The 8,924-nt window shown below is 64.8% G+C and carries 8 protein-coding genes; all 8 read right to left on the bottom strand.

Annotated elements, in window-relative coordinates; all coding sequences use genetic code 11:
• Positions 1-16 precede the first annotated feature (16 nt).
• The 8 genes from ACK5L9_RS03045 to ACK5L9_RS03080 are packed head-to-tail and all read right to left on the bottom strand — an operon-like array spanning position 17 to position 8,468.
• Positions 17-787, bottom strand: a complete 771-nt coding sequence (locus ACK5L9_RS03045) for an SDR family NAD(P)-dependent oxidoreductase (RefSeq protein WP_416909974.1) — start codon at positions 785-787, stop codon at positions 17-19.
• A 7-nt stretch (positions 788-794) separates the two neighbouring features.
• Positions 795-2,498, bottom strand: coding sequence for an SMP-30/gluconolactonase/LRE family protein (locus tag ACK5L9_RS03050; protein ID WP_416909975.1), 1,704 nt, complete (start codon positions 2,496-2,498; stop codon positions 795-797).
• Positions 2,495-3,481, bottom strand: a complete 987-nt coding sequence (locus tag ACK5L9_RS03055; protein ID WP_416909976.1) for an NAD-dependent epimerase/dehydratase family protein — start codon at positions 3,479-3,481, stop codon at positions 2,495-2,497. Before ACK5L9_RS03055 ends, ACK5L9_RS03050 begins: the two co-directional genes overlap by 4 nt.
• 30 nt (positions 3,482-3,511) lie before the next feature.
• The gene (locus ACK5L9_RS03060) at positions 3,512-4,831 is read right to left on the bottom strand and encodes a TRAP transporter large permease (RefSeq protein WP_416909977.1); all 1,320 of its coding nucleotides are present in this window, start codon (positions 4,829-4,831) and stop codon (positions 3,512-3,514) included.
• Positions 4,832-4,833: 2 nt separating this feature from the next.
• Positions 4,834-5,325, bottom strand: coding sequence for a TRAP transporter small permease (locus tag ACK5L9_RS03065; protein ID WP_416909978.1), 492 nt, complete (start codon positions 5,323-5,325; stop codon positions 4,834-4,836).
• Positions 5,326-5,377: 52 nt separating this feature from the next.
• Entirely contained in the window at positions 5,378-6,349 is a 972-nt protein-coding gene (locus tag ACK5L9_RS03070) for a TRAP transporter substrate-binding protein (RefSeq protein ID WP_416909979.1), read from the bottom strand.
• A 17-nt stretch (positions 6,350-6,366) separates the two neighbouring features.
• On the bottom strand, positions 6,367-7,554 hold the full coding sequence (locus ACK5L9_RS03075) for a mandelate racemase/muconate lactonizing enzyme family protein (protein ID WP_416909980.1): 1,188 nt from the start codon (positions 7,552-7,554) through the stop codon (positions 6,367-6,369).
• Positions 7,555-7,565: 11 nt separating this feature from the next.
• Positions 7,566-8,468, bottom strand: coding sequence for a dihydrodipicolinate synthase family protein (locus ACK5L9_RS03080; RefSeq protein ID WP_416909981.1), 903 nt, complete (start codon positions 8,466-8,468; stop codon positions 7,566-7,568).
• Positions 8,469-8,924 lie beyond the last annotated feature (456 nt).

Consider the following 8,924-nt stretch of genomic DNA (forward strand, 5'->3'; position numbering starts at 1 on the left):
CGGATGCGGCGGCGGCTTACATCCCCCCCGACAGCGTGATCACCTCGCCGGTCATGAAGCTGCTGGCGTCGGATGCAAGCAGCAGGGCCGCGCCGACCATCTCGCCCGGCAGGCCCGCCCTGCCCATCCAGTTGACCTGCGCGACATAGGCATCCCATCCCGCCGGATCCGACAGTTTGCGGCCGGCATTGCGGTCGGTGTCGATCAGGCCGGGGGACAGGGTGTTCAGCGTCACGCCGGTTCCCGCATAGGCGCGCGCCTGGCTTTGGATCAGGTTATGCTGCGCAGCTTTGGTCGCGGCATAGGCCGTGACGACCGGTTTCGGTGCCGACTGGTTGACCGAGCCGATGCCGACCACCCTGCCCCAGCCGCGCGCCGCCATGGGCGGCAGGCAGGCGCGCAGCATGTCGATGGTGGCGCGCAGATTCACGTCGATCTGCAAGGCCAGATCGGCCTCTGTCACCCCGGCCAGCGGGGCGTTGATCTGCACCGATGCATTGATGACCAGAATATCCAGCGCCCCCGCCCGCGCCTCGCATTCCCGGATCAGCGCCTCGCCCTGCCCCGGTCGGGCCAGATCGCCCGCCACCGCCTCGGCCCGGCCGCCGGCCCCGGCAATGGCTGCAACGGTTCCGACTGCCGATGCAGAGGACTGCCCATGCGCAAATACCCGTGCCCCCGCTGCGGCAAGGCCCTGCGCAATCGCGGCACCGATGCCCCGGCTGGACCCCGTGACCAGCGCGGCTCGGCCCGTGAGATCAAACAGTTCTTGCGGAGAAAAGCCCATGCGCGACCTATCCTGAGGGGGTGAACAGGTTCGAGGTCAGGCCGCTGATGCCGGGCTTGCAGGAAAACAGCCCCCCGGACAGCGGCGCCTCGGACAGGGTGGATGCGGGCAGGCGGGTGCGGGCGCTGGTGATGAACAGCGTGTCATTTGCCGCGCCGCCAAAGCACAGGCTGGTCGGGCGCGGCACTGGCAGTTCGATCATGAAATCCAGTGTGCCATCGGGGCGATAGCGGCGCAGCCCCCAGCCGTCCCACAGGGCGCACCAGACACCGCCCTCGCTGTCGATGGCCAGACCGTCGGGGCGACCATCCTCGGGCGGGATGCGCGCAAAGACGCGGCGGTTATCCAGACTGCCGGTTCCCGGCGCGCTGTCATAGGCATAGATCAGGCCGGGCACGGTATCGACGAAATAGAAGGTGCCGCTGTCCGGGCTCCAGCCAAGGCCGTTCGACACGGTGACGCCGCTTTCCTTGCGCGCGAAACTGCCATCGGGATCGACACGGTACAGCGCGCCGGTCGGCCTTGCGGCATCCATCCGCATCGAACCGACCCAGATCGCCCCGCCCCGCCCGACCTTGGCGTCGTTCAGCCGGTTCTCGGGGCGATCGCGTTCCGGATGACACAAAGGCACGGTGCGGGCGCTGTCGAAATCCAGCGTCTCGATCCCGTCCAGCGTGGCGATCATCACCCCGCCGTCGGAACGGGGCAGAACCGCGCTGACCAGCTTGTCCAGCACGCAGATATCGTTCACGCCGGTTGTCGGGTCAAAGCGATAAACCGCCGGGCGCAGGATATCGACCCAGTAGAGGCGCTGCTCCAGCGGGTGCCAGACCGGCGCCTCGCCCAGTTGCGCCCCCCATGGCAGGATGCAATCCAGATCGGCCATCTTGCGCGACTGCCGGTTGCGCGGCTGCGGCCGGGAACTGATGGCGACCGCGCCCGCCGATCCGGTGATCCGCCGCGCGGCGGCGATCAGGTCACGCCCGACCGGGTGGATATTCGTCTCGTCCAGCCGCGAGGCCGGGGCCAGCACCGCCAGCGCGCCAAGCGGCGTGCCATCGGGCGCGCCGATCGCGACCGCGACGGCATTCACCCCCGGCAGATGTTCCTGCATGGAAATCGCATAGCCGCGCGCACGGGTCAGGGCAAGATCGCTGGTCAACGCGCCCGGACTGGTCAGGGTGGTTTCGGTAAACCGTTCCAGCGTCAGCCTTTCGACCAGCCCGCGCCCGAGGGTCGGTTCCTGAAAGGCCAGCAGCGCCTTGCCGGCGGCGGTGCAATGCAGCGGCACCCGGTGGCCTGTCTCGATCAGCACCCCCAGCCCCGCGCCCGAGCGCGCCGCAAGATAGACTGCACTGCCCTGATCCTGATCCAACCGGCACAGGGCCACCGTCTCGCCCAGATCCTTTGACAGCCGCTCAAGCTCGGGCAGGGCGACAGAGTTCAGGTCGAACATGTCCCAGACCCGGTGCGACAGTTCCAGAAAGCGCGGCCCCAGCGTATAGGTGCCCTTGGCCTCGTCATGGCGGACCAGACCAAAGGCGATCAGCGTCCGCAGGATCCGCGCGAAGGTGGGCTTGGGCAATTCCGATTGCCGCATCAGTTCGGCAAAGCGCAGCGGGCTTTCCGCATCGGCCACCAGATCCAGCAACGCCAGCCCCTTGGCAAGGGCGGCCGCGCCGGTTGGAATGGCCTTTTGCGGGGCGATCACCTTGTCTGACGCGCCTTTCTGGCCTCGGCCGCCCCGGCCAGCATCCGGTCGATTGTCCATTCCGGCTTGAACCCCAATTCATTGCGGATTTTTTCGTTCGAAGTCTCATAGTAGACACCCGCGCCGGGAAGATCGACAGTCACCACGGGATAACCGGTGATTGCCGACATCCGGTCCACAAGCGGCGCAAAATCGACGGGCCGGGTCGCGCCCAGATTAAAGACGCGCCCCGCCGCCTGAGGCCGGTCCAGCGCCAGTTCAAGCCCCTGCACCATGTCGCGCGTGTCGGTGATATGCATCCGGAACGGGCGGCCCTGCTGATTGCGCGCCAGAACATGCGCGGGCTGGCCGGGATCGGCAGCCTCAAGCAGCCGGGCCACGGTCTCGTTTCCGAAACGGCGCTGCTGGGCAATGCGCGGACGCAGGAAAAAGCGTGGCCCTGAAAAAAAGCTGTCCTCGTCCAGCAGCTCGTCCGCGTTCTGGGTATGCGAAAAGCGCAGGATCACCGTTTCGAACGACCCGGCGCGCTGATGAAATCGCACCATCTCTTCGCCCAGCAGTTTGGTCAGGCCATAGGGGCTGTTGGGGTGCAGCGGGTGATCTTCGGTCACGGGCAGGAATTGCGGGGCGTTCTCGGGATAGACTTCGCCGGACGAAGCAAAGACAACGCGCCGCACACCCGCCGCTGCCGCCGCGTCCAGCAGGACGCGCGTGGCCTCGACATTGGCCGAGAACATCGCGGCCCGGTCCCCGGCCACCCATGACATGAAGGCCCCAAGGTGCAGCACGGCATCCACGCCCTTCATGGCGGCGGTCGCGGCGTCGGGCTGATCGAACCCGGCCACAATCTCGTCATAGCGGCGCACCCCTTCGCGCCCCGAGGCCCGCATGTCCATGCCCCGTACCGCCATGCCGCCCGCCAGCAGCCGTTCCACCGCACAGGATCCGATCCGGCCCGAAGAGCCTGTTACAAGAATTTTCATCGTCTCTCTTTCGTGTTTGGCAAGGCGAGGTCAGGGCGCGCCACCCGCCACCAGTTCAGGCAGGAACAGCGTGATCGCCGGGACAAGAGTGATCAGGATCAGCGTGACGACGATGGGCACGTAAAAAGGCAGCAACGCGTGGATCAACGCGCCATAGCTGACCTTGGCGATGTCCATCATGATGAACAGGATGACCCCGAAAGGCGGCGTGATCGAGCCGATCAGCAGGTTGAAGATCATCATCACCCCGAATTGCGTCGGGTCCATGCCGATCGTCCGCACCAGCGGCAGCAACGTCGGCACCGCAATCAGCAGGATCGCCGTGGTTTCCAGAAACAGCCCGGCGATCAGCAGCATGATATTGATCATGATCAGCAGTACGACCGGATTGTCCGAAATCGCCAGCAGCCCCTCTTGCAGCATCGCGGGCACGTTCAGCACCGAAATGATCCAGGAAATGGGCGCGGCGCAGGCCAGGATAAAGACCAGCGCGCCGATGGTACAGACGGTGGTGCGCAGCGCCGTGACAAAGCCCGTCCATGTCAGTTCGCGCGAGGCAAGACCCAGAGCGATGGCATAGACGGTCACGATGGCACCCAGTTCGGTCGGCGTGGCCACACCGGTCAGAAGCCCCGTGACCAGCAGCACCGGTGCCATCAGCCCCGGCAGCGCGCGCCATGCCGAGCAGGTCAATTCGCGAAAGCCGGCGCGTGGCGTGCGCGGCGAATGCACCCTGCCGGTAACGGCCAGCGCATAGATCACGAACATCAGGATGAAACCCAGCAGCAGCCCCGGCAGGATCCCCGCCAGAAACAGTCTGGCGATGGATTCGCCCGACAGCACCGCATAGATCACCATGATCACGCTTGGCGGAATGACCGGCCCGATGATCGACGAGGCGGCGGTCACTGCGGCACTGAAGGCGCGGTCATAGCCGGCCCTGGTCATGGCCTTGATCTCGATCGCACCCAGTCCGGCGGCATCGGCGGTGGCGACCCCCGACATGCCCGAAAAGACGATCGAGGCCAGCACGTTCACATGCGCCAGCCCGCCATGGATATGCGCAACCAGCGCCTTGGCAAAGGCAAAGATCCGGTCCGAGATACCGGTCGCGTTCATCAGGTTCCCGGCAAGCACGAACAACGGAATCGCCAGCAAGGGAAAACTTTCCAGCGACGGGGTCATGCGCTGCGCGATGACCTTCAGCCCGGCGATGGCGAAAAGCGGGTTACTGCCGAACCATGTCTGGATCAGGATGAACCCCGCCGAGGCCGTCAGCATCGCAAAGGGCACCGGCATGCGCAGGAAGATCAGGCCGAACAGGATGGTCAGAAGGATCAGGGCGTCCATGATCAGACCAGCGCCTCCTGTTGGGCCTTTCGCTCGAAGATCAGATCATAGGCGATGGACAGGATGATCGAGCCAAAGCAATAGATCAGCGGAAAGGAGTTGTACCAGGCCAGCGGAAAATTCCACGGCAGCGACACGGTGTTGCGTCGCATCTCGACCGTGACGATGGGGCCGATGCTGGTCAGGACCAGCACCAAAATCGCGATCGTCAGCACTGACATGGCCACCCCCAGCCGCCGAGACAGCGGGCCCGCAGGAAACAGATCCACGACGATATGGCGCTTTTCCCTGGCCACCACCGCCGCCGACAGAAGCGTTACATAGATGAACATGATCGTCACGCTTTCCTCCATCCACGGAACCGGCGCGCTAAAGACATAGCGGGCCACGATCTGCATCGCGATGGTGGCGACGATCAGGATCAGCAGGATCATCGACAGGGCCATTTCGATCCGGCCCATCCAGATGACCATGGCTTTCAGGATGCGTTGCATATCCCCCCCCAAATGGATCGCCGCCGGACCCCCGCGCCCGGCGGCCGCGCGATCACTGTAATTGCTGAACCTCGTCGAACAGCCCCTTGCGCCACAGCCCTTCGGCCTCGACCCCGGCCACGGCCTTGCGCGCGATGTCCTGCAACCGGGTCGCGTCATATTCGCTGACCGTCGCCCCCGCCTCGGTCATCCGGGCCAGAACCTCTTGTCGGCGGGCAGTGGCGTCCTCATAGGCCCATTGCGTCGAATCCTTCGCCGCCTGCGCGACGATGGCCTGATGTTCGGGCGACATGCTGCTGAACTTGTCCTCGTTGATCAGGATGGTCGAGGTCGCCCAGACATGGTCGGTCAGATAAATGTTCTTCGCCACCTCGTGAAACCGCTGTGCGATGGCGGCGGTGGGCGGACCTTCGGCACCATCGACGACGCCCGTGCTCATGGCCAGATAAACCTCGCTCCAGGCCACTTGCGTCGGCTGCGCCCCAAGCGCTTTCCAAAGCTCCAGATAGGACGGGATCTGCGGGATCCGCATCTTGCGCCCGGTGAATGCGCCATCCTCGCCAAGGGGTTGTGTCAGAAAGGCAACGCGCGGTTCGGTCGGACCGGCAGACAGCACGCGGATCCGGCCCGTGTCACGCATGTCGGTCACAAGCCCCTCGAACAGCGGGCTGTCAAAGAATGCCTGCATATGCGCGCCATCACGGAAGGTGAAACCCCAGGTCAGGATCTGCGTGTCTGGCGCATAGGCCGACAGCCAGGCGGCGGCGGTGCCCAAAGCATCCAGCGACCCGGCCGAGATCTGGTCCATGACCTGCGGCGGCGTGCCAAGCTGGTTGCCGGTGATGTAATTCACCTCGATCTCGCCATTCGAGCGGTCCCGGATCAGTTCCGCAAAATGCGCGTTCATCTGATCCATGGGCGATCCGATCGTATCGGCATTCACCAGCACCAGCGTCTCGGCCGCAGCCCCGGACACCAGCAGGCCGGCCGTGGCGACCGTGGCAAGAAATGCTTTGATCTTCATGGGTTTTCCTCCTCTGATTATCTGTTGGTCATCGCCTGAAGCGGCCTCAGCATTGCAATGGCTTCGTCCGATGGCGCCACCCCCAGACCCGCGCCCGCCGGAGGCGTATAGAACCCTTCCCGGCATTCCATTCCTCCGGTCAGCAGGCGGCGGTTCGGTTCAAAAACCGAATGCTGAAATTCATGAAAGCGCGTCATCGTCAGGGCGCTGCTGGCATGCAGGCTGGCGGCCAGAAAAATCCCGCAGCCGATGGTCGCATGCGGCATGACGGCAATGCCGTGCTGTTCGGCCAGCCGCCCGATGCGCATGAATCCGGTGATGCCCTTGTGTCCCATTTCGGGCTGGACGATGCCGATGCGGCAGCGTTCGATACGGTGCAGCATGTCGTAATGGGTGCGCCATTCCTCGCCTACGGCAATGGGCACAGGGCTGGCGGCGGTGACGCGGGCCAGTTCGGCGATTTCCTCGGTCCGGACCGGTGCCTCGGCGAACCACAGCCCATGCCGGGCCATTCCGCCGATCAGCGACAGCGCCCGTTCCGCGCTTTGGTTCCAGTGCATATCCGCCGCGATCAGCGCATCCGCCCCAAGTGTGGCCCGCAATGTGGCAATTTCGGCCTCGGGGCCGTCATCGGCGACCGGAGTGGCGAATTTAAAGGCATTGAACCCCTTGTCCTGCCAGGATGCAGCCAGCGCCGCACGAAGCGCGCGCGTCGGTTCAGGCAACCCCGAGACATAGGCCGGGATCCGCGCCTGCTTTGCCCCGCCCAGCAGATCGGCCACTGACCGCCCTGCCTGTCGTCCCGCGATGTCCCACAGCGCGATGTCAATGGCGGCCAGCGCATCGACATAGAACCCGCCAGTATATCCGCGCACCCGCATCAGGTCGTAAAGATCGTCAAAGATCGCCGCCGGATCCGCCGGATCGCGGCCAATGACAAATCCCGCCAGCAGGTCGTTGATCAGCGCCCCCACCGCGCCGGGCGCAACCAGCCCATAGGTCTCGCCCCAGCCGGTAACGCCCTGCGCCGTCCTGATCCGCACCAGAACCGAGCGGTCAAAGACCGGATAGACCGTCCGGTTCCCGCGGCGCACCAGATAGCCCTGTGCGTTCGGCTTTTCGCCCGGACGGGCCGCGCCCAGATAGGGCGTCTCGCGCTGCAGGGTCAGGGTAAAGACGTGAACGGATGTGACAGGATCGGTCATGAACTGCCCCGTCAACCGGAATCCGGGATGCCAAGCTCGGCCAGATTGGCGTCGATATCGGCAATCGCGATGGCATCCATCGGTGGCGTGGGCGCGCGGACATCTGCATTCGCCAGAACCCCGCGCCGCATCATCACATGCTTGGTCAGCCGCATGCGATAGACCGCCTGAAGCGTCAGCAACGGCAGGGTGCGCACATAAAGATCGCGCGCCCGTGCCGGATCGCCCCCGCGCCAGGCCCGGTCCATCGCCACATGTTCGGCCGCGATTTCGACGGCAGGCATGGCCGCGCAGGCCCCCCGCCGGTATTCGTCCAGAATATAGCGCGCGCCCCCGCCCCCGATCACCCCCAGCAGATGCGCCGGCCTGCCCGCAAGAATCGCGCTGATCGCGGGACCGGCGGGCAGGGTCTCTTCCTTGACATAGGCGATTTGCGGAACGGCCCGGACAATCTCCAGAATGGTGCCCGGCAGCAGGTCCGATCCGCGCGGCGCAGGGGCGTTTTGCAGCACGATCCGCGTATCCGGCAAAGAGGCGGTGATTTCCGCGAAAAAGGCGATCACTTCGCCTGCCCCCGCGCCGACGGATTTCGGCGGCTGGATCATCAGCCAGCGCAGCCCCAGATCGCGCGCCTCCCAGCCATGCGTGATCACCTCGGCGGCCGTTCCGGCGCTGGCCCCCGCCACAACCGGAAAAGCGTTGTCCACCGCGCGCACCACCTCGGCCAGCGCCGCGCGGCGCTCTTCCCCGGTCAGATGCTCGACCTCACTGGCAAATCCGGGAAACACCACGCCGCTGACCCGCGCATCCCGCGCAAATTCCACAAGCCCGGCCATGGCGGCGAAATCCACGCTTCCGGCGGCGGTGAACGGCGTCGGCAGAACAGGCAGGATCCCCGCAAGCGCGTCGGTCATTACAATTTGGTCCATATTATAAGACATACTATCACTAATTGAACCTACCGCGAGACATCCCACAAATCAAGCCCTGACCTGCCCACAGGCAACACTGCCGCCCGCAGGCAACGCCGCCATCCGCAGGCGCGCGGATCGTCAGGGTCCGCAGAGGAACCCCAAAAGAATCGGAAAATCGCCAATGCCCGACCGGCTCGCCAGGGCAGGGCAGATCATGGCAAAAAGGCCGCGCCCGGCAGCTCTGGCCACCATTCGTCGTATAGCCTGACGACTTTCCTTTGATTATGTTGTCAGGCTATAACTATTTGATTTTATACTGATGCTGCGCCAATTTGATGATCAAATTGGCTTCCGTCAGGCTATATTTGACAGAAAATTCGCCGCACGGGCAGAAAAGGACAAATTCCGCCTCGCGCCGCCCCGAACCGGCGGCAGGGCCGGGACGCGGGGGGTCCG

The sequence above is a fragment of the Paracoccus sp. (in: a-proteobacteria) genome (genome assembly GCF_047973135.1).
Taxonomy (GTDB): domain Bacteria; phylum Pseudomonadota; class Alphaproteobacteria; order Rhodobacterales; family Rhodobacteraceae; genus Paracoccus.

What these genes read in the sequence shown, in the direction of transcription:
- ACK5L9_RS03075 (WP_416909980.1), bottom strand. Translation starts at nt 7,554, where the DNA reads ATGACCGATCCTGTCACATCCGTTCACGTCTTTACCCTGACCCTGCAG.
- ACK5L9_RS03045 (WP_416909974.1), bottom strand. Translation starts at nt 787, where the DNA reads ATGGGCTTTTCTCCGCAAGAACTGTTTGATCTCACGGGCCGAGCCGCG.
- ACK5L9_RS03065 (WP_416909978.1), bottom strand. Translation starts at nt 5,325, where the DNA reads ATGCAACGCATCCTGAAAGCCATGGTCATCTGGATGGGCCGGATCGAA.
- ACK5L9_RS03055 (WP_416909976.1), bottom strand. Translation starts at nt 3,481, where the DNA reads ATGAAAATTCTTGTAACAGGCTCTTCGGGCCGGATCGGATCCTGTGCG.
- ACK5L9_RS03080 (WP_416909981.1), bottom strand. Translation starts at nt 8,468, where the DNA reads ATGACCGACGCGCTTGCGGGGATCCTGCCTGTTCTGCCGACGCCGTTC.
- ACK5L9_RS03070 (WP_416909979.1), bottom strand. Translation starts at nt 6,349, where the DNA reads ATGAAGATCAAAGCATTTCTTGCCACGGTCGCCACGGCCGGCCTGCTG.
- ACK5L9_RS03060 (WP_416909977.1), bottom strand. Translation starts at nt 4,831, where the DNA reads ATGGACGCCCTGATCCTTCTGACCATCCTGTTCGGCCTGATCTTCCTG.